The 19,527-nt window shown below is 42.0% G+C and carries 20 protein-coding genes; 12 read left to right on the top strand and 8 right to left on the bottom strand.

The window, feature by feature from the left end:
• Positions 1–21 precede the first annotated feature (21 nt).
• Positions 22–528 carry an OmpH family outer membrane protein gene (locus DCK90_RS07835; protein WP_108245628.1) on the top strand — a complete coding sequence of 169 codons (507 nt, stop codon included), beginning with the start codon at positions 22–24 and terminating at the stop codon, positions 526–528.
• 54 nt (positions 529–582) lie between these two features.
• Here the strand turns inward: DCK90_RS07835 and DCK90_RS07830 are convergent, their stop codons facing one another.
• From DCK90_RS07830 to DCK90_RS07810, 5 genes are all read right to left on the bottom strand, one after another.
• A complete protein-coding gene (locus DCK90_RS07830; protein WP_108245627.1) occupies positions 583–1,032 on the bottom strand; it encodes a DoxX family protein in 450 nt (149 codons plus the stop codon).
• Positions 1,033–1,084: 52 nt separating this feature from the next.
• Positions 1,085–1,651 carry a Crp/Fnr family transcriptional regulator gene (locus tag DCK90_RS07825; RefSeq protein WP_108245626.1) on the bottom strand — a complete coding sequence of 189 codons (567 nt, stop codon included), beginning with the start codon at positions 1,649–1,651 and terminating at the stop codon, positions 1,085–1,087.
• A 184-nt stretch (positions 1,652–1,835) separates the two neighbouring features.
• The gene (locus DCK90_RS07820; RefSeq protein WP_108245625.1) at positions 1,836–2,291 is read right to left on the bottom strand and encodes a hypothetical protein; all 456 of its coding nucleotides are present in this window, start codon (positions 2,289–2,291) and stop codon (positions 1,836–1,838) included.
• Positions 2,292–2,303: 12 nt separating this feature from the next.
• Positions 2,304–2,699, bottom strand: coding sequence for a DoxX family protein (locus DCK90_RS07815; RefSeq protein WP_108245624.1), 396 nt, complete (start codon positions 2,697–2,699; stop codon positions 2,304–2,306).
• A 12-nt stretch (positions 2,700–2,711) separates the two neighbouring features.
• Positions 2,712–3,863 carry a DNA polymerase III subunit gene (locus tag DCK90_RS07810; RefSeq protein WP_108245623.1) on the bottom strand — a complete coding sequence of 384 codons (1,152 nt, stop codon included), beginning with the start codon at positions 3,861–3,863 and terminating at the stop codon, positions 2,712–2,714.
• 180 nt (positions 3,864–4,043) lie between these two features.
• On the opposite strand from DCK90_RS07810, the gene DCK90_RS07805 reads away from it, so the two are divergent.
• The 3 genes from DCK90_RS07805 to DCK90_RS07795 all read left to right on the top strand — a co-directional run bounded on the left by DCK90_RS07805 (position 4,044) and on the right by DCK90_RS07795 (position 7,965).
• Positions 4,044–5,234, top strand: a complete 1,191-nt coding sequence (locus tag DCK90_RS07805) for a phosphoglycerate kinase (protein ID WP_108245622.1) — start codon at positions 4,044–4,046, stop codon at positions 5,232–5,234.
• A gap of 118 nt (positions 5,235–5,352) precedes the next feature.
• Positions 5,353–6,948: a lytic transglycosylase domain-containing protein gene (locus DCK90_RS07800; RefSeq protein ID WP_108245621.1), complete on the top strand. Its 1,596-nt coding sequence runs from the start codon at positions 5,353–5,355 to the stop codon at positions 6,946–6,948.
• 12 nt (positions 6,949–6,960) lie between these two features.
• Positions 6,961–7,965 (top strand): DUF4837 family protein, encoded by a 1,005-nt coding sequence (locus DCK90_RS07795; RefSeq protein WP_108245620.1) that lies wholly within the window; start codon positions 6,961–6,963, stop codon positions 7,963–7,965.
• A 75-nt stretch (positions 7,966–8,040) separates the two neighbouring features.
• On the opposite strand, the gene DCK90_RS17060 is transcribed toward DCK90_RS07795, so the two are convergent.
• The 3 genes from DCK90_RS17060 to tatA all read right to left on the bottom strand — a co-directional run bounded on the left by DCK90_RS17060 (position 8,041) and on the right by tatA (position 10,922).
• Positions 8,041–8,211: a DUF6747 family protein gene (locus DCK90_RS17060; RefSeq protein ID WP_176619067.1), complete on the bottom strand. Its 171-nt coding sequence runs from the start codon at positions 8,209–8,211 to the stop codon at positions 8,041–8,043.
• A gap of 240 nt (positions 8,212–8,451) precedes the next feature.
• On the bottom strand, positions 8,452–10,503 hold the full coding sequence (locus DCK90_RS07790) for an OmpA family protein (protein WP_159075792.1): 2,052 nt from the start codon (positions 10,501–10,503) through the stop codon (positions 8,452–8,454).
• 221 nt (positions 10,504–10,724) lie between these two features.
• Complete coding sequence (tatA, locus tag DCK90_RS07785) at positions 10,725–10,922, bottom strand: twin-arginine translocase TatA/TatE family subunit (protein WP_108245618.1); 198 nt, start codon at positions 10,920–10,922, stop codon at positions 10,725–10,727.
• Positions 10,923–11,088: 166 nt separating this feature from the next.
• On the opposite strand from tatA, the gene DCK90_RS07780 reads away from it, so the two are divergent.
• From DCK90_RS07780 to rfbC, 8 genes are read left to right on the top strand one after another with little or no spacing between them, the layout of a single operon-like run.
• A complete protein-coding gene (locus DCK90_RS07780) occupies positions 11,089–11,958 on the top strand; it encodes a M23 family metallopeptidase (protein WP_108245617.1) in 870 nt (289 codons plus the stop codon).
• A complete protein-coding gene (locus DCK90_RS07775) occupies positions 11,959–13,458 on the top strand; it encodes a GH3 family domain-containing protein (RefSeq protein WP_108245616.1) in 1,500 nt (499 codons plus the stop codon).
• A gap of 50 nt (positions 13,459–13,508) precedes the next feature.
• Positions 13,509–15,197, top strand: coding sequence for a DUF6909 family protein (locus DCK90_RS07770; protein WP_108245615.1), 1,689 nt, complete (start codon positions 13,509–13,511; stop codon positions 15,195–15,197).
• A gap of 2 nt (positions 15,198–15,199) precedes the next feature.
• A complete protein-coding gene (locus DCK90_RS07765) occupies positions 15,200–16,195 on the top strand; it encodes a hypothetical protein (RefSeq protein ID WP_108245614.1) in 996 nt (331 codons plus the stop codon).
• A gap of 9 nt (positions 16,196–16,204) precedes the next feature.
• On the top strand, positions 16,205–16,981 hold the full coding sequence (rfbD, locus tag DCK90_RS07760; protein ID WP_108245613.1) for a dTDP-4-dehydrorhamnose reductase: 777 nt from the start codon (positions 16,205–16,207) through the stop codon (positions 16,979–16,981).
• 39 nt (positions 16,982–17,020) lie between these two features.
• A complete protein-coding gene (gene rfbB, locus DCK90_RS07755) occupies positions 17,021–18,088 on the top strand; it encodes a dTDP-glucose 4,6-dehydratase (RefSeq protein ID WP_108245612.1) in 1,068 nt (355 codons plus the stop codon).
• Complete coding sequence (gene rfbA, locus DCK90_RS07750) at positions 18,085–18,954, top strand: glucose-1-phosphate thymidylyltransferase RfbA (RefSeq protein WP_108245611.1); 870 nt, start codon at positions 18,085–18,087, stop codon at positions 18,952–18,954. Before rfbB ends, rfbA begins: the two co-directional genes overlap by 4 nt.
• The gene (rfbC, locus tag DCK90_RS07745) at positions 18,954–19,499 is read left to right on the top strand and encodes a dTDP-4-dehydrorhamnose 3,5-epimerase (protein WP_199912674.1); all 546 of its coding nucleotides are present in this window, start codon (positions 18,954–18,956) and stop codon (positions 19,497–19,499) included. The genes rfbA and rfbC overlap by 1 nt, the downstream gene beginning before the upstream one ends.
• The last annotated feature ends 28 nt before the right edge of the window (positions 19,500–19,527 follow it).

The following is a 19,527-nucleotide window of genomic DNA, read 5'->3' as shown; positions in this document are numbered from 1 at the left end:
CGCATCTATAAAAAGTAAAAGATGAAAAAATTAGTAGTGCTTGCAATTGCCATCACGGCAATGTCGTGTCAGCAAAACAAAATTGGATATGTGGACAGCGTAAAAATCATGGACGAGTATCAAGAGAAAGTTGATGTCGAGGCCAAGTTCCAAAAAAAGGCCGAAACCATGGGTAGAAAACGTGACAGCATCTCACAAGCGTTCCAAATGGAATTGCAGGAATTCCAAGGCAAGGCACAAAGCCTGTCCCAGCAAAACGCACAAGAGCAATATTCAGAATTGCAACAACGAGGACAGCGTATTGGCCAACAATTACAGCAAGAAGAGCAACAATTGCAATTGACCAGCCAAGAACAAATGGACTCTTTGGTTAAGAAGGTGAAAAAAGAAATCAGAGCTTACGGAAAAGATAATGGCTACACCTACATTCTTGGTGGAGGCGAAGGCGGTTCTGTGATCTATGGTGACGAAACAAAAGATGTTACGGATGCCATCTTGAAGATTTTGAACGATAAGTACGAGAATTAAACTCGAAACATGAATTTATTCAATAAGCCCACTCTTTAGAGTGGGTTTTTTGTTTTACCTAATGGAAGCAAAGTAAACCCATAGCATAAAAAAGAACTGCAACGGGACACGGAACCATAGGTAGTCGATTCCCGGCCCATTCATTTCCCCCGTTTGGTAGTTGATTTCCTCAAGGGCAGCTTTGATGTTGGCTGGAAGAACCAAAATAAAAAATGCAATCAACAACCAAGCCGTTTGGTTTTGATATTGAGGCAGCAAAATGCCAATCGCGAAGAGAACTTCCATAATTCCGGTGATAAGCACAACTGCTTTTTTAAAAGGTATAAACGAAGGAACCATGGCCTCCATTCCCTGCATAAAAGCAAAATGTCCAATAGCGGTGAACACTAACATGCAGGACATGGCAATTCTGCCTGCTAATTGAAGTTCCAAATTCCTTTTAAAGACTTTTAAAATTAATGTGGACACTACAAAGGTGCCAACAAGTACAATGAGAGGTTTCATCTTTTTTTAGGCAAAGTTCCAACATTACATCTGGCAAGTCAATGAACCCAGGTTAAGAAATGCGCCTGCGGATACGGCTCAGGGCCTGTGGGGTAACACCAATATATGAAGCAATATATTTCAAGGGAATTTCACGAAGTAGCTCGGGGCGTTCTTCAAAAAGATTGAGATAGCGTTGTTCGGCACTATCCCGCAGGAGAGAAAGCTCTCGCTTTGATTTTTTCAAAAAAAGTTCCTCGCTGGCCTTTCTCCCGATAAAGTTCCCAATGCTGGAAGAGGCATAAACCTCCTGAAGTTCCTTGTGGCCAAGACGCCAAAGTATCGTATCGGTAATCGTTTCCACCGTATATTCGGACGGTTTTTGGGTGAGGAAAGAGTCGTATGCGCTAACAAAAGCCCCATTGAAAACAAAACCAAAAGTGAGTTCACCATCTTCTTTGGGAATGTAAAGGCGAACAACCCCCTTTTCTATAAATGACAAATAGTTTTCCACCTTGCCCGTTTCAACCAACATACTTTTTTTAGGGAATTCATATCGGTTCAATTTTGATGAAAAAATCTCCCAATCGCCTTGTGAGATCCCGAATTCAGATTTAAAATATTGTCTGATTTGTTCCAAGAGCGTTACCCTTTATTTTTTTTCTCACGAATCACCACAATCATGGCCACTATCAATAAAATGTTTGAGATAATCCCTAAAATGGCACTATTTCCTTTATTCAACTCTATGAGATTAAGTACAAAAAGAACCAGACTGATTACTATGACCAGTATAGGTGCGATTGTTTTTTTTCCGAACATGATTACATTTTAAGTTCTATATCGAGCTGTCGGCCCTCTTCCTTGGCCTTGTTGTCCAAGCGGGTCCCCATTGCCAGCCCCATCGACATGCCTATGGGCAGTCCAATGCCCAAGAACGCCATATTTCCCAAACTAAGCCCCAGGGCAGCTCCAATGGGCAAACCAAAAACTGTCATGCCCAGAACAAACCATGTTTTTCTAAAATAATTTATGGGTACGATTTTGAGTTTCTGAGCCAACATTCCTACAATTTTTGATTGCTCTTTTCGAATTTCGTTCCGCAATATTTTACCAGAATCGGTAACCGAATTCAACTGTGTTATATGCTTGTTGATGACCAATTCGATTTCTTCGGGCAGTTTCTTTTTTTTGATTTCAACGATCAATCGTTCGAATTGCTCGTAGGCAAGTTTGGTTTTGTCGGATAGTTCAGGACGCTGGATAGGCTCTAGAATCATGCTGGAAAGGTTTTACTGCATCAGATATACCAAAAAAACGGTCGGGATCAAATATACCACGATGGTTTGTGCACCTACATAATCCTTGGCCACTCGCTGCCCCAACAATAACATTAACAACGTTATGGCAGAAAGTGTGGCGCCATAAAAACCGAACATACTTTCACCCTCCACAGCAAATTCAAAAATGCCCACTCCACACAATATTCCGGAGAGCATTTCCAACACTAAGACAACGCTCAGCAGAACAGGGACCGTTCCCTTGAAAATTGTTTTTGAGAAATGACCGGTCAGCCAACCAAGATTGCCTTTCCAATCCATGAGCTTGTCGATTCCGCTCTGTAAAAAAGTAATGGTAAGGAATGCCAGCAGTAGAATTTCCGTGGCATTTGAAAATAAATAATTCATGGTCAGTTTTATTTAATCGGCCTTTGCATGCAAGAGCCGTGTAAGTTTTATGGACAAATCCGTGAAGATCAACTTGGAATTTCCGTTGCGTTCCACGTGAAAAATGGCTTGCTCCAACTCCTTTACAATATCCAAAATATTGTTTTCATGTACAAAGGGAGCAAATTTTTTCAGGTCAAAACCCTCCATGTGTACTTTGGCATGTACAAGTTCGTTGGCCTTGTAGTTGAGCAAAAGGGCTTGTCGCATCATAGTGAGACAGTAGGCCAAGAACTTTTTTTGCACTTCGCGCCCCGTTTTGGATACCTCATCGCTCCACAAGATCAATTCTTGGATGGCACCCTTGTTTCCCTTGGCCTTAAAAGCACTGCGCACCCACTGTACGAACCAACGCTCAAAAACGAGATCTTCTGAATCCTTGTTCAAAAGATCTAATGCCTTGTTGAAGTTTCCGTTTGCCTCAAGGGCTATGGTGAGTGCCTCTGTCTGTGATACGCCCCTGAGTAAAAGTTCATCAGTGATCGCCTGTTCCGCCAAAGGAGGGAAGTTCAGGATCTGGCAACGGGAACGGATAGTATTGATAATCTGCTCCTCTTCTTCTGCCAAAAGGAGCAACACCGTTTTGTCCGGTGGTTCCTCGATCAATTTTAAAAGTTTGTTGGCCGCAGAGGTGTTCATTTTTTCCGCCATCCAAACAATGAGAATCTTATATCCGCCTTCATAGGACTTCAATGAAAGCTTCTTTACCATGTCTTGGGCTTCATCCACCCCGATTTGGCCCTGCTTTTTTTCGATGCCGATGTGCCGGTACCAATCAAACAAATTGCCATAGGGCTGTTCCTTCACAAATTGTCGCCATTCCTCCAAATAGTGGTCGCTTACTGCATGCGATTTTACCTTGTCCGAATTGGAAACGGGAAAGGCAAAATGCAGGTCGGGATGCGAAAGGGAGTTGCACTTTGTATTGCAGACAGGGTTTCCTCCATCATTCTCCCCACCAGTATTGCCACAAAGTAAATATTGCGCATAGGCCAAAGCCATAGAGAGCACCCCGGAGCCTTCGGGCCCAATAAAAAGCTGTGCATGGGCGACCCTACCTGTTTCAGCGGTTGTCACCAAATGACTTTTGATATGCTCTAGCCCTAAAACGTTTTTAAAAAGCATGGACCAAAGATACATTTTTAAGCGTGGAAGTTTTGCATGCTGTCTTTTCTGTCCATTGCTGGTTTAACATATCGAACCGAAAAGGTTAAAAAGCGATAAACTTTCAAATAATAGGTCTCTGCAACCATGGAAAAAGCAGGAAATCTTTACATTTGAAATTCTCAAAAAAGAACACAATACATGAAGACGATAGACGATTTTAACTTCGAAGGAAAAAAAGCATTGATCAGGGTGGATTTCAACGTGCCATTGGACGGAGATTTCAAAGTGACCGACACCAGCCGTATAGATGCTGCAAAACCTAGCATCCTTAAAGTTTTGGAAGATGGCGGGTCCGCAATTTTGATGAGCCATATGGGCAGACCAAAGGGAAAGGCCAATCCGGATATGTCACTTTCACACATTGTCGAGACCGTCTCGAATGTAGTTGGTGTACAAGTGAAGTTCGCCGAGGACTGTGTTGGCGCAAAAGCAGATGAAGCAGTTGCTGCCTTAAAGAGCGGAGAGGTTCTTTTGTTGGAGAACCTTCGTTTCCATGCTGAAGAGGAAGCCGGTGATGAGTCCTTTGCAGAGGAATTGTCCAAGCATGGGGATGTTTACGTAAACGATGCATTCGGAACAGCGCATCGTGCGCATGCATCAACTACAATTGTGGCCAAGTTTTTCCCAGAAAATAAATGTTTCGGTTATTTATTGGCCAAAGAAATCAAAGCAATCGATAAAGTGATGGAAACAGGGGAAAAACCAGTGACCGCAATTTTGGGCGGGGCCAAGGTTTCTTCAAAGATCACCATCATCGAAAACATATTGGACAAAGTGGACAACCTTATCATAGGAGGTGGAATGACTTATACTTTTGTAAAAGCTCAAGGCGGCAAAGTAGGCGACTCCATTTGTGAGGATGATAAAATGGAACTGGCTTTGGACATCCTGAAACAAGCAGAGGCCAAAAACGTGAAAGTATACTTGCCAGTAGATGTTTTGGCAGCCGATGATTTTAGTAACGATGCCAACACCCAATTTGTTGACGTAAACGAAATTCCTGACGGATGGCAAGGATTGGATGCCGGTCCAAAAACCTTGGAGATATTCAAGCAAGTGATCTTGGCCTCCAAGACGATTCTTTGGAACGGTCCCGTGGGTGTTTTTGAAATGGAAAATTTCGCCAAGGGCACCATTGCCGTAGGTAATTATATTGATGAGGCAACACAAAGCGGAGCGTTCTCCCTAGTAGGAGGAGGAGATTCCGTTGCCGCCGTCAAACAATTCGGGTTCGAGGAGAAGGTGAGCTACGTATCCACTGGTGGCGGGGCCATGCTCGAAAGCCTGGAAGGGAAAACATTGCCGGGCATTGCTGCAATATTGGACTAAGTCTCACGTTGTGAGATATCAGGGCAAACGTTAAAAGTTAGAGAATTTTGTCTCGGGGCTTTATTCTTTCAGAAAAAAAAGCCATTTTCGTTCGCCCCGAAATCAAATTTTGTCCAAAATGAAACAGAGTTTAAGCGTAGCTGTTTTTGCTGTTCTCCTATCAGCAAGTCCCTTTGTGCGTGCACAACAATCCGAAATTGCACAGAACAAGTCAAAGGATTCCGTTTTGCTCCAAGAAGAGGAAAATGGGACCATCACGGTTTCCAACATTAAAATTGACGGCCAGCTTATGGCCCTGGAAACGCACGAGGATGGAAAATTCAAGCTACGCGATCTTGAGGAAGCTTGGCGGTACGATAGCCTTTGGCTGAAAGAACTCCATAGCAATGCCGATTTGTTCAGTGATATGTTGTTGGAGGTTCAGAATGATTCTGAATTGGAGGAAGCCTTTGAGGTAGATTTGCCGACCGATACGCTAAAAGCAAGGTTGGCGCGTATGAATGAGAAAACCCCGTTCAATATTACCTACAATTCTTCTTTGGAGAGTGTGATCAAATCTTTTTTGACAAGGAGAAGGGACTTGATGCAGCGGATGATAACTGCTAGCCAGTTTTACTTCCCTTTATTCGAGCAAGAGCTGGACAACCAAAACATTCCTTTGGAAATAAAATATTTGGCCATTGTGGAATCCGCCCTCAACCCCAAGGCTCGATCTAGGGTTGGCGCCAAAGGGCTGTGGCAGTTTATGTACAGCACGGGCAAAATGTACGGACTGGATGTAAGCAGTTATGTGGATGAAAGACATGACCCTATTATGGCTACAAAGGCCGCCAGCAAATACCTTTCAAGGCTCTACGATATTTTTGGAGACTGGGATTTGGCCTTGGCAGCGTACAACTCTGGTCCTGGAAACGTAAACAAGGCGATTCGACGTTCCGGAGGATATGAGAACTATTGGAACATTCGTCCATTTCTTCCACGTGAAACTGCTGGGTATCTTCCCGCGTTCTTGGCGACCATGTACATTTTTGAATATGCCGAAGAACATGGGCTACAATACAAAAAAGCGGATAGGCCCTATTTTGAGACGGACACGGTACATGTTAAAAACTTGATTACTTTCGACCAGATTTCAAAATTGGTCGATATAGGAACCGAAGAGCTGGAAATGCTCAATCCGGCGTACAAGCTCAACATCATACCTAAAGTAGAAGGGAAAAACTATGCCCTGCGTTTGCCCATTGCCAAAATAGGCAAGTTTGTTTCCAATGAGGAAGAAATCTATGCTTATGCAAAAAAGGAGCTGGATTCTTTGGAAAAGCCTTTACCGAACATGGTAACTGCGGAAGACCAGATACGTTATCGGGTGAAGAGTGGGGACTATTTGGGCAAAATCGCGGAACAATATGGAGTCGGTGTAAGCCAGATAAAAAGCTGGAACGGGCTTCGAAGCAACAATCTTCGTGTTGGACAGCGCTTGACAATATATCCCAGAAAGCCATATATCGCGCAGAAGACCTCAAAATCGAGCAACTCTGGAACAACCGTTGCAGGAGGTTCCAAGATCCATACGGTACAATCCGGTGACTCACTTTGGACAATTTCCAAAAAATACCCCGGAGTTTCCATAGAAAATTTGCGAGAATGGAACGGTATTAGCGGTAATAACCTAAAACCGGGCACAAAACTTAAATTGTGTGATTGTTCTTCGTAAATTTAACACAAGATGAAAAAATTAGGAACACTATTGTTTGCCGCTACTATGTTGGCACTGGGAGCCTGTAAGAATTCAGGTCCAAAAGAAAAATTCTTACCGCCCTCAACGGGAGGCATCAATACCTTAATGGTAGTTATGGACACTGAGCTTTGGAGAGGGCCGGTGGGTGAAAAAATAAGGGATGAGTTTGCCGCACAAATTGTGGGACTTCCCCAAATAGAACCTAAATTTACCATAACCCAGGTACCACCAAAGGTTTTTAAGGGAACTACCACACACTCGAGATCTTTGCTGTATGTTGAACAAGATTCTACGTCTTTGGCCCATATAAAGGACGATGCCTACGCCAAACCTCAAAAAGTTGCAGTGGTTACAGGCCCAACAGAGGAGGTGATGATCAAAAACCTTGATTCTTTGGCAGACAGGGCCATCAAGGAATTCAGGGCCAACGAGATTGCCGAGGCACAACGAAGATTCGAGCGTTCTCTGAGCAAGGACAAAGCTTTGGAAGAGGAATTTGGGATACACATGAACGTGCCATCGCTCTACAAGGTGGGTAGAAGAGAGGACAACTTTGTTTGGATGGACATACAAATCCCAAAGGGAACCATGAACATCATTGCTTATGAGATGCCTTGGGACTATTTCAGCAACGATTCCACTTTTGTGGAGGATATTGTAAGAATGCGAGATTCCATTGGTCAAAAATTTATTCCAGGACCTTATGAGAACACCTACATGATTACCGAGAAAGCTTTTGCGCCCTATGTTTTCCCTGCGAAAATAGGCGGTAAAAAAGCGGCGGAGGTAAAAGGTGTTTGGGAAATTCATGGGTATCCTATGGCAGGTCCATTTTTAACCTATATCATCAATGACGAGGAAAACAATAGAAAAATGGTGATAGAGGGATTCACTTTCGCCCCCTCCGAAGAAAAAAGGGATTATATGTTCGAGTTGGAAGCTATCTTAAAGACAGTGGACTTTAAACCATCGGATACTGCCTCCACTGACTAAAAAATAATACTCATACAATACAAAAAGACCCGACAATTGTCGGGTCTTTTTGTTAGTTAAATATGAGATGATCTATTAGTCAAATGCAAAGCCTGTGGCCATTCTATATACAAATGCATAAAGCACTATAAAGAACATAACAAAGCTAAACCATGCGAACACTTTAAAGTATTTTTCTATGATGATGTGCCCAAGGTTTCTAAACCCCTCCAAATAGATTTCTTTAACGAGTAGTAATTTTTTCATATGTCTGATTTAAGGATTAAATACAGGCCAAAGATTTAGTTTACTGGGATGGAATCGAAAACAAAAGGACAAAAGGCAATAAAAACAAGGTGAAATAAGCCACTTTTGGACAATAATCTATAAAGGCGAGCCTTTGATCGATAAAGTGCACATGGGCCAACCGTAGTTGGGCAGGCAGAAAGATCGATAAAGTGCAAAAATCCCAAGAAAAAGGGAGTCTGGATATCGCTTTAGCACGACTTATTCGGCCACTAGAATAAACTCCGACCTTCTGTTCAAACGATGTTGGTCCGCGGCACATGGTGTTCCATTCGAACAATTGTTCAACAGGCGCTCTTCCCCGTATCCAACGGCACTTAAGATTCTTGAAACGTCGATTCCCTGGGAAACAATATAGTCACGAGTGGATTTGGCGCGCTTGTCTGACAAATATTTATTGTAGCTCTCAGGACCAATGGCGTCGGTATGCGATTCAATTTTTAGGGAAAGTGTTTTGTTTTCGTTGAGCACGGTTACCAATTTATCCAGCTCTTGAGCGTATATTGGTGTAATCTCATAACTGTCGAATGCAAAATAAACATTGCTTGGCTCGTACACTTCCGTTATTGGTTTTTCTTTTACGGCCTCCCTTAAGAATTGGGTAACTGTAATATTTTCATTCTCTTTGGTTTTTACAGAAATGGAGTCATCCATAAAACCTTTTTTTGTAGCCACAAGGGTATAACTCGTTGATGGACTCAGGTTTTTGAAAACGTATCTGCCGGTTGTGTCCGAAACGGTCTTGTTCAGCAATACACCATTTGTACCATACAAATTTATATGGGTTTCTTCCAATGGAATGCCTGAGGACTCACTGGTAACGGAACCAACAATGGCGTTGTAGTTCGGAATGGACTTAAAGGAATAAATATCATCATCTCCTTTGCCTCCTTTACGATTGGATGCAAAATAACCTTGCTCACCGGAAGCATCGACAATATAGGAGAAATCGTCCCTGTTACTGTTGATGGGTTCGCCCAAGTTCACACCCACACCAAAAGTTTCATTGGTACCATCGGATTTATATACATCCAGCCCTCCGAAGCCCATCGGCCTATTGGAAGAAAAATAGAGCGCGTTTTCGACCGCGTAAGGAAACATTTCCTTCGTTTCGGTGTTGATGGTCTTTCCAAGGTTTTTTGGCTCGGAGAACGCCCCATTTGCGTCAATGTCCACCACATATATATCTGTTTCGCCAAAACCTCCTGGCCTGTCCGAAACGAAATACATTTTTTTCCCATCCGGGCTTACCGCAGGATGTCCAGTAGAATAATTTTCACTATTGAAGGGAAGCTCCTCTGCCTTGGTCCATTCGCCATCTTTAAGCTCGGAACGGTAAATCTTTAGGTGGTTGATTCCGTTTTCGCCCCTTTTCAGACGCTTTCCATAATTGTTCCTTGTAAAATAAATAGTTTTTTGGTCAGGTGAGAAAGCCATTGAGGCTTCGTGATATTTGGTGTTGATTTTTCTAGAAAATTTCTGTGGAGCGGAAAGTTCGCCATCTTCACCTTTTTGTTGCGCAATGTAAAGGTCCAAAAAAGGTTGATTGGTCCAACGATAGCGTCGTGTCGTCAAAAACAAAGTATCCTTGGCCGAAGCATAGACGATATCCGACTCATTGTGAAACATGGGGGAAAAATCGGAGTAAGGAGAGTTGAGTTTTAAATTTTTGATTGAAACATCATAAGTTGCTTCCCAAGTGTTGGCATCAACCTTGTCGAGTTCATTTAGGGGCTCGTTTCTTTTCTGTCTTAATATTTTGGTCAGAGTGGCGGCTCTTTGATATTTGCCTGTACCTTTTAATGTTTCCTTGTACTTGAACAGTGCACCCTCCTCAACTTCTTCTTTGTACAATTGATGCAGCTCATGGTACCATTGGTACGCTTTCTCCAAGTTTCCTGTATAGTAATAGGAATCACCGGCCCTCGAGAGCAACTGTTGTGTGTGTTTGGCGTCGGTTTTTTCCAGGACCAAATCAAAAATGCGGGCTGCCTCAGCATACCACATTAGGTCAAAGTACTCATTTCCTTTATCGATGAGCTTGTCCGCAGTTCCTCGCTTGCGAAGATATCTGCCCAGCTTTTTGTCGTTAAGACCATCGAGGTGCTTTACAAAGTCTGTGGTTTCCTGTTCTTTCGCATGGTTCACTTTTTCGGATGTGGAAGATGTTCCCCCATACTCGGAAAAGGCAAGCTCTTGGGAAAAGGCCCCAAGTGTGCACAAAAGAAAAATAAGCAAGATCAGTTTTTTCATTACCACTCCATCTGCACAAACAAACATGATTGTTCGTTTGGAGGTTAAGCATTTAGAGGCCTAACAGTTTAGTTATAACCGCTAAAGTAGGATAAGGTAAGTGGGGTGATAATTTTTTGTTGTGAAAGAGCGAAATTGTGACGCTGAATGGTAAAAAAGTGTTGTTGCTGCTCGAATTTTTTTATAATTCGGCACACCTCAAACCGTCAAAAAGGTCAAATTTACGATTTTGACTCTTTTGTTTCTCTTTCCAATTTATCGTCTTCTTTGGTCGCGTCCTTAAACTCTTTGATACCGCTACCAAGTCCTTTCATCAGCTCTGGAATCTTTCTGCCTCCAAAAAGCAAAACTACCACGGCCACGATCAAAACAATCTGCCAAGGACCTAGCATACCAAGAAATATAGTTTGAGCAATCATAATATCAAAACCTTTAATTAGAAATGTAAAAGTACTAAAAAGAAGTGAAAGAGCGTGTTCGATTAACGAAAATTGGCATTTGAGAATGATTTTTAAGAACTTATCGGCCCAAGCTTTTTAAAAAGCTTAACATGCATATTAAAATCTAAGACTATCTTTGTTCATCATGGCAAAGGATAAAAAGAAAAGAAAGGAGATTAAACGCAAGTTACTGCACAAGTATCGCTTGGTTATTCTCAATGAAAGCACTTTTGAGGAAAAGATATCTTTTAAGCTCAATAGGCTGAACGTTTTTGTTACCGGTACCATGTTTATTATTGTGCTGATCGGAGTTACAACCTTGATCATAGCCTTTACCCCATTGCGCGAATATATTCCGGGATACTCCTCTACCAGATTGAAACGGCAGGCAACCGACCTTACTTACAAAACAGATTCTTTGGTAACGGTACTTAACTATACCAACCGGTATTTGGACAATGTAAGGAAGGTCTTGAGGGGTGACATTGAAAACAACCAAGTGAATAGGGACTCTTTGTTTGAGCAGTACAAATTGGACCCTGCTTCTGTAGACCTTACGCCAATACGACAGGATCTATTGTTGAGGGAAGAGGTTGAACTGGAAGATAAATACAATCTCTTTGAAAGGGACATCGAAAACTTGGGAACATTATTCTTTTCACCTGTGAACGGAACCATATCCCAAGGGTTTGACCAAAAAACGAAACATTACGCCGTGGATTTGGTAGCACCACGGGAAACCCCGGTCAAGTCCATTGCGGATGGTACAGTGCTTTTTGCGGAATGGACCACAGAAACGGGTTATGTAATGATTATAGAACATCAAGAAGGAATAACCTCGGTATATAAGCACAATGGTTCCCTGAGCAAGACCCAAGGAGATTTGGTTCGGGCTGGCGAGGTAATCGCATCAATCGGAAATACGGGAGAACTTACTACGGGACCCCATCTTCATTTTGAGCTTTGGAGAAAGGGCAAACCAGTGGACCCACAAAACTATATTGACTTCAATTAAATGTCCTTAAAAGCATTTGCCGCCAAAATATTTGCAAATCGGATAGCGAAGAAAACCGAAAAGTGGGTGAATCAACCTGTGAAAACCCAACAAAAGGTGTTTAACAACTTGATTACCCAGGGCAAGGGGACCCTTTTTGGCAAGGATCATCAGTTCGCAACCATTACATCCCACCAAGATTTTGTAGAGCGCGTTCCCATACGTGATTATGAGGAACTAAAAGGGTACGTACAACAGATAATTGATGGAAAAGAAGATGTGCTATGGCCCGGAAAGCCCATCTATTTTGCAAAAACCTCGGGAACCACTTCGGGCGCCAAATATATTCCGATTACCAAACCCTCCATCAAAAACCAAGTGGAAGCTTCCAGAAATGCCATTCTCAATTACATATACGAAACGGGGAACGCTGATTTTGTGGATGGCCGGATGATCTTTTTACAGGGAAGTCCTGAACTGGAAGAAAAAAACGGAATCAAGCTGGGAAGGCTTTCAGGGATTTCGGCCCATTATGTGCCCAACTACCTTCAAAAAAATCGATTGCCAAGCTGGGAAACCAATTGCATTGAGGATTGGGAGACCAAGGTGGACAAAATAGTCGAGGAGACCGAAAAAGAGAAGATGTCGGTAATTGCCGGTATTCCATCATGGGTGCAGATGTATTTTGAAAAATTGAACTCCAAGACAGGGAAAAAAGTCGGGGAACTTTTCAAAGAGTTTCAATTGTTCATATATGGAGGAGTGAATTACGAGCCATATAGGGCCAAATTTGAAAACCTTATAGGAAGAAAGGTGGACAGCATTGAACTGTTCCCAGCCAGTGAAGGATTTTTTGCCTATCAAAACTCCCAAAAAGAAAAGGGGATGTTGTTGTTGCTGGACGCGGGTATTTTTTATGAGTTTGTCAAGGCCGATGAATTTTTTGATGAAAACCCAAAACGATTGACCATTGCCGAGGTGGAAATGGATGTTGATTATGCGATGGTGATTTCCACCAACGCAGGCCTGTGGGGCTATAATCTTGGAGATACCGTTCGGTTTATTTCGAGGGACCCCTACAAAATTGTGGTTTCGGGACGCATTAAGCATTTTATTTCTGCTTTTGGGGAACACGTTATTGCCAAAGAGGTTGAAGAGGCACTACGCCTAGCCGTGGAACAGACCGATGCACTGGTAAACGAATTTACCGTAGCTCCGCAGACCAATCCCATGGAAGGGGAACTGCCCTATCATGAATGGTTCATCGAATTTCAAAGGGAGCCATCTGACATGAAAAAGTTTATGGCCATCATAGAGGATAGCATGAAACACCAGAACAGCTACTATTTTGACCTCATCGACGGGAACATTCTCCAGCCATTGAAGATAAGCAGCATCAAACCAAATGGTTTTCAAGACTATATGAAATCCATTGGTAAACTAGGAGGGCAGAACAAGGTTCAACGCCTTGCCAACGACCGAAAAGTGGCCGATGGGCTTCAACCATTTAAAATTAGTTGACTTAGAAGGGCTTAACTTTCATAGGAATTCATTTATTTTTGCCAGAAGATATGATGGCAACAGAAGTTAAACAAACGACCAGGGCACAGGAGTCCACTAATGCAATTGAACGCTTGTACATTACCATGCGTCACCTGCTCAATAGGGGGTTTTACAAGCCTTCGGGCGTTTCTGGCAATGCGTTGCGCACCGCACTTTTACTGCTTCGTCCAGAAATTTACGGAACCATTGCGGAAGACAAGGCCGAACTTAACGGATTGATCTATGTATTGGAACGCTTGCCGCAAGGAATAGAGGAGTGCCGTTTCATCAATCTAACATCCGATGAAGGTTTTGGTAAATCGCACCTAAGGCCCATTGTGCCCCCAAAAAGAAGAAGAAACTGCTACCGCATCGATGATGAGCAGATGAACATTGAAATTACACGGGGCAGGAGCGATATTTATGATATACTTACCCACCTTACCTTTTTGTTCGTAGAGTCCGGTAAAATCTCCAAAAGGGTCTTGGTGGATGACGGTACTTCGACCATACGGGACTGGGACAAGCTGAGCGAGTTTGTACTCTCCGAAGAAAAGGACAATGAAGAAAGGGAAGTTGCCTTGATTCATTGTGCCAATATTTTGGGTAGGACTTTTGATGAGGTCGTGGATATTGAAAACAAGCTCAGGACCCCCGAAAACCCCGACCGTTTCTTAAATGTAATTTATTGGCTCGGCAAGTTGGCCATTGAAGAGGAGACCACGGGCAACAAAAGGACCATCACTTTCAGTCCACTGCTAAGAGAACGTTTAGGCCATCATATTCATGGCGAAAAGTGGGCCGATAAAATTAAGGCGACTCTCAAGGAGTACAACTTAATGGAGAGGCCCCTGCATATTATCAGTGCCAATATGCACAGTGTTATGAATTCCCTTTTTGCCAAAAAAGCATTGACGGAGGAATTTCCCGACAATGAATCTTTGGATGTTTATGAAGCTTTGGGCTCTGACAAAAACAAATCGCTCAACAAGAAAGTCAGGGATTTGGCCCAGAAAAATGGGATGATAACTTTAAAGGACGAGTCCGGGGCCAACATCGATGTCCAGATTTTTGATACCGCTAAATTTGGAGACAAAAGCTGCTGCTATCAACTCCCTGCAGATGTTGCCCAAGAGGATAAACCAGTTATATTTGTGATGGACTATGCCTTTGGCGAGCAAGCCTACGAGACCATTGATGAGCTTTTAAAACCTATGGAAGATGGTAAGGAAAAGGTTTTTCTTAATGTAGATTCAGTCTCCATTATGGGAAAGGCGGGTATCTTGGAAGGAGGCAAGGGAGATTTGATGATTCCTTCCGCCCATATTTTCGAGGGCACGGCGGATAATTATCCCTTCAACAACGAACTCAAGGGTTCCGATTTTGAAGGGCATGGATTAAAGGTGATGGAAGGAACCATGGTTACCGTATTGGGGACATCGCTTCAAAATAGGGACATTCTCCAGTTTTTCAATGAATCGACATGGAACGTCATAGGATTGGAAATGGAGGGGGTGCACTATCAAAAAGCGATACAATCGGCATCCCAGATACGAATGAGCATAAAAAAAGATGTCAAGGTAAGATACGCTTACTACGCATCGGATAATCCTTTGGAAACCGGAAGTACGTTGGCTTCGGGCGGACTGGGAACAACCGGGGTCAAACCCACATATTTGATAACGGACAGAATTTTAAAACAAATATTCAATTCATAGGTATGGCAGACCAACCAGTAAATCAGAATAATTCGGACGAGATAGATTTGGGGCAATTGTTCCAGATGATTCGAAATGGATTCAATAAGTTAGGTGTACTTTTTTTACGTCTTTTTCTATATCTAAAAAAGAATGCCTTGATACTCATAGGTCTGGTTGTTTTGGGCGTGGCCATAGGGTATGGTCTAAAATTCATAACGACAGAAAAAGTCCAGCTGGACGTCATTGTAAGGCCCAATCTGGAGAGCAAAGATTATTTATATGATGTTATCTCTGAAATAGAATCTAATATCAAGGACAAAAACCCAACTTTTTTGAACAGGCTCGACGTCACTGAGGCGGACCTAAAGGGTTTTGAAATTTCGATTGCTGCTGTAAAAAAGGAGGAGGCAGAGAATAATGAAAAGCAATTGGAATATTTGGAAGTTCTACAAAAATTTCAGAACACGGATTTGATTGCTGATGTGGTCAGGGAGGAGTTGCTAAAGAAAACGGAACTCAACCATAGAATAACATTTACCTATAAGAACTCCAACGGTGAGGAAATATCCCGTAAGCTTTTGGATTATATTAATTCCAATGGATATTTTACGGAACTCTTATCGGTACAAAAGGAAAATTCAAGGGAGAGGATTGAAAAAAGCGAGGTGTTGATTTCCCAGATAGATACCATTATCCAGAGTTACTCCAAGAACCTGAACAAACAGAGCTCTCCACTTGAAACTGGTAAATTGGTTTTGCAGAATGAGGAAAGATTGAATGTTCCAGGGCTTATTACCTTGAAAACGGAGCTAATCGAGGACATAGAGGAAAAGAAAATGGAGCTTAAACAACTTACGGGGCCAATTAGTGTAATCAATTTTGGAAATCCACACCAGGTCAGCAAGGCGTTTTTTGGAAAGAAGATAATTGTTCTACCCTTATTGTTCCTTGGGATATTCTTTTTGTTGTCTTTACTTAAGTACCTCAATAGGAAAGCTTCAGAAATTGAAGTTTAGAATTCTTTTATGATTAAAGTGGTTGTCACAGGATCTGATGGTCAACTCGGAAAAACTTTTGCTGAGGTTGTGTCAGGTCTGGATTTTATTTCCTTTGATTTTAAGAAATCCAAAGAGCTGGATATAGCAGATGGTGACCGACTACAGGATACTTTTGAGAACGAACATTATGATTTCTGTATCAATTGCGCCGCATATACGAATGTTGAACAGGCAGAAAAATATCCCGATTTAGCGTATCAGGTCAACGCGAAAGGAGTCAAAAATCTGGCAGAAGTTTGCAAAAAGCATCATACTACTTTGATTCATATATCCACTGATTATGTTTTTGATGGCAAAAAGGACAGTGGCTACACCGTGGAAGATAAAACCAATCCCATTAATGTATACGGAAAGTCCAAGTTGGCAGGAGAAAAATTTATTCAACAGATTCAACCCAACCATTATATAATTCGCACATCTTGGTTGTACAGTAAAAAATATGGACATAATTTCTACCGTACAATTTTAAACAAGGCACTAGCAGGAGAGGATTTGTATGTTACCGATGCCCAAACAGGGTGCCCTACAAACGCAGAGTCATTGGCCAAATTTATTTTGAACGAAATCGTATTGGAAGAAAAGCCTTTTGGGACGTATCATTTTACTGACGGGAAGCCCATGACATGGCACGATTTTGCGGAACAAATATTGAAAGAGAACGGGCTAACGGATAAGGTCAATCTTGTTTTGGATTCGAATTATCGTACATTAGCAAAGAGGCCAAACAACAGTGTTCTCTTATAATCCAAACGCAAGGTCATAAAGGCTTATAAATAGGATTACATGGATAAAAAAAATAGTCCAAAAAAAATTTTGATTACGGGAGGAGCCGGCTTTATCGGCTCTCATCTTGTTAGGCGTTTGTTGACCCAATATAAAGATTACCAAGTTTTTAACCTAGATGCCCTGACCTATGCGGGAAACTTGGAGAATCTGAAAGATATAGAGGAAGCCCCAAACTATACCTTCGTTAAGGGTGATATTACTGATGCAGGTTTTGTAAACGATTTTTTCTCCCAATTTAATTTTGATGGGGTTATTCATCTGGCCGCGGAATCCCATGTGGATCGATCCATATCTGACCCGGTATCCTTTGTCCGGACCAATGTTTTGGGCACAGTCAACTTATTGAACGCCTCATTACAGTTGGCCAAGAACAACACTGATTTTTTATTTTACCATATCAGTACCGATGAGGTTTTTGGGAGTTTGGGGCAGGAAGGTTTGTTCAACGAAAGTACGACATACGACCCCAACTCGCCTTATTCAGCATCCAAAGCCAGTTCCGACCATTTTGTTAGGGCCTATGGTGAGACCTATGGTTTGCCTTACATAATCTCGAATTGTTCCAATAATTACGGCCCCAATCAATTCCCCGAGAAATTGATTCCCCTGTTCATCAACAATATCATAAAAAACAAGCCATTGCCCGTTTATGGTGATGGGAACTATACACGGGATTGGTTATATGTAAAGGACCATGCCGAGGCCATCGATTTGGTATTTCATAAAGGAAGAAAAGGAGAAACATATAACATTGGCGGGTTCAATGAATGGAAGAATATAGAATTGACCCATTTGCTATGCCGATTAGTGGATATAAAACTTGGAAGAAAAGAGGGAACTTCAGAAAAACTGATAACCTTTGTAAAAGACCGCCCAGGACATGATTTAAGGTATGCCATTGATGCATCCAAAATAAACAAAGAATTGGGGTGGAAACCCTCGGTCACCTTTGAAGAAGGGCTCGAAAAGACCATCGATTGGTATTTTGAAAACCAAGAATGGCTGGGGCATGTTACCTCAGGGGACTATTTGGAATATTATAAAAAGCAATATCAAACACAATGAAGGGAATCATTTTGGCAGGAGGAACAGGAAGCAGACTGCACCCACTTACCCTTTCGGTAAGCAAGCAGTTGATGCCCATTTACGATAAGCCGATGATTTACTATCCTCTTTCTACTTTGATGTATGCAGGAATCAAAGAAATATTGATTATTTCAACCCCAAAAGACCTTCCGCTGTTTAAGGAACTCTTGGGAGACGGAAAAAAGTACGGATGCTCCTTTTCTTATGCAGTTCAAGAATCCCCAAACGGATTGGCAGAGGCATTTATCATAGGAGAGGATTTTATTGGCTCAGATAAGGTGGCTCTCATTTTGGGAGACAATATTTTTTATGGAGCAGGTTTGTCCAAACTATTGCAGGAAAATAGCGATCCAGAAGGAGGAATTATATACGCCTACAGAGTAAACGACCCTCAGCGATACGGTGTAGTAGAGTTTGATGGGAAAGGAAAAGCTATCAGTATAGAAGAGAAGCCCAGAAACCCCAAATCCAATTATGTTGTGCCGGGGATTTATTTTTATGATAATGAAGTGATTTCTATTGCTAAAGGCATACTGCCCAGCAGTAGAGGAGAATTGGAGATTACCGATGTCAACAAAGCGTATTTAAAAAGAGGCATGCTCAGCGTAGGTATAATGGATAGGGGTACGGCGTGGCTAGATACCGGTACATTTCAAGCTTTAATGCAAGCGTCACAATTTGTGGAGGTTATAGAAGAGCGCCAAGGATTGATAACAGGGTCTATTGAAGTGGCAGCCTATGAAATGGGTTATATCGATGAAAATCAGTTGAAAGATTTGGCTGAACCCTTAATGAAAAGTGGTTATGGTAAAAGATTGCTGGGCATATTGAACAAGGAAGCATGATAAAAGCGACAGAGACAAAACTGAAAGGATGCTTTATAATAGAACCTCAGATTTTTGAGGATGAACGGGGGTATTTTTTTGAGTGTTTTAATCACAAAGAGTTTTGTGAAGTTATACGTCAAGAAATAAACTTTGTGCAAGACAACCAATCTTTCTCTAAAAAAGGAGTGTTGCGCGGATTGCATTATCAAAAGGGAGAGCATGCCCAAGCTAAGCTAGTTTCGGTATTGGAGGGTAGAATTCAGGACGTAGTGGTCGATTTGCGTAAAGATTCCCCTACCTTTGGCGAACATTTATCTATAGAGTTAAGTAGTGGTAACAAGAAGCAGTTATTTGTGCCACGCGGATTTGCCCATGGGTTTTTGACATTGAGTGAATTCGCAAATGTATTTTATAAGTGTGATAATTATTATCATAAAAATGCTGAGGGAGGAATAAGGTTTGATGACCAAAAATTGAAATTGGCATGGCAGCTTAATACCAGTGATTTGATTCTTATTGAAAAGGATATAAAGTTACCCTTTTGGGATAACATGGACACTTAAACTAGGAATAAGGGCTTAACTTTTTAAC

This window comes from Muricauda brasiliensis, assembly GCF_003057865.1.
GTDB classification, from domain to species: Bacteria; Bacteroidota; Bacteroidia; order Flavobacteriales; family Flavobacteriaceae; genus Flagellimonas; species Flagellimonas chongwuensis.
Note: the sequence above shows the minus strand (reverse complement) of the source record. Positions and strands in the feature narration are given on the sequence as shown.

Bases quoted from the DNA above. Each gene is read 5' to 3' on its own strand.
- DCK90_RS07835 (WP_108245628.1), top strand. From the start codon at position 22: ATGAAAAAATTAGTAGTGCTTGCAATTGCCATCACGGCAATGTCGTGT.
- DCK90_RS07830 (WP_108245627.1), bottom strand. From the start codon at position 1,032: ATGAAACCTCTCATTGTACTTGTTGGCACCTTTGTAGTGTCCACATTA.
- DCK90_RS07820 (WP_108245625.1), bottom strand. From the start codon at position 2,291: ATGATTCTAGAGCCTATCCAGCGTCCTGAACTATCCGACAAAACCAAA.
- DCK90_RS07815 (WP_108245624.1), bottom strand. From the start codon at position 2,699: ATGAATTATTTATTTTCAAATGCCACGGAAATTCTACTGCTGGCATTC.
- DCK90_RS07810 (WP_108245623.1), bottom strand. From the start codon at position 3,863: ATGCTTTTTAAAAACGTTTTAGGGCTAGAGCATATCAAAAGTCATTTG.
- DCK90_RS07805 (WP_108245622.1), top strand. From the start codon at position 4,044: ATGAAGACGATAGACGATTTTAACTTCGAAGGAAAAAAAGCATTGATC.
- DCK90_RS07800 (WP_108245621.1), top strand. From the start codon at position 5,353: ATGAAACAGAGTTTAAGCGTAGCTGTTTTTGCTGTTCTCCTATCAGCA.
- DCK90_RS07795 (WP_108245620.1), top strand. From the start codon at position 6,961: ATGAAAAAATTAGGAACACTATTGTTTGCCGCTACTATGTTGGCACTG.
- DCK90_RS17060 (WP_176619067.1), bottom strand. From the start codon at position 8,211: ATGAAAAAATTACTACTCGTTAAAGAAATCTATTTGGAGGGGTTTAGA.
- DCK90_RS07790 (WP_159075792.1), bottom strand. From the start codon at position 10,503: ATGAAAAAACTGATCTTGCTTATTTTTCTTTTGTGCACACTTGGGGCC.
- tatA (WP_108245618.1), bottom strand. From the start codon at position 10,922: ATGATTGCTCAAACTATATTTCTTGGTATGCTAGGTCCTTGGCAGATT.
- DCK90_RS07780 (WP_108245617.1), top strand. From the start codon at position 11,089: ATGGCAAAGGATAAAAAGAAAAGAAAGGAGATTAAACGCAAGTTACTG.
- DCK90_RS07775 (WP_108245616.1), top strand. From the start codon at position 11,959: ATGTCCTTAAAAGCATTTGCCGCCAAAATATTTGCAAATCGGATAGCG.
- DCK90_RS07770 (WP_108245615.1), top strand. From the start codon at position 13,509: ATGATGGCAACAGAAGTTAAACAAACGACCAGGGCACAGGAGTCCACT.
- DCK90_RS07765 (WP_108245614.1), top strand. From the start codon at position 15,200: ATGGCAGACCAACCAGTAAATCAGAATAATTCGGACGAGATAGATTTG.
- rfbD (WP_108245613.1), top strand. From the start codon at position 16,205: ATGATTAAAGTGGTTGTCACAGGATCTGATGGTCAACTCGGAAAAACT.
- rfbB (WP_108245612.1), top strand. From the start codon at position 17,021: ATGGATAAAAAAAATAGTCCAAAAAAAATTTTGATTACGGGAGGAGCC.
- rfbA (WP_108245611.1), top strand. From the start codon at position 18,085: ATGAAGGGAATCATTTTGGCAGGAGGAACAGGAAGCAGACTGCACCCA.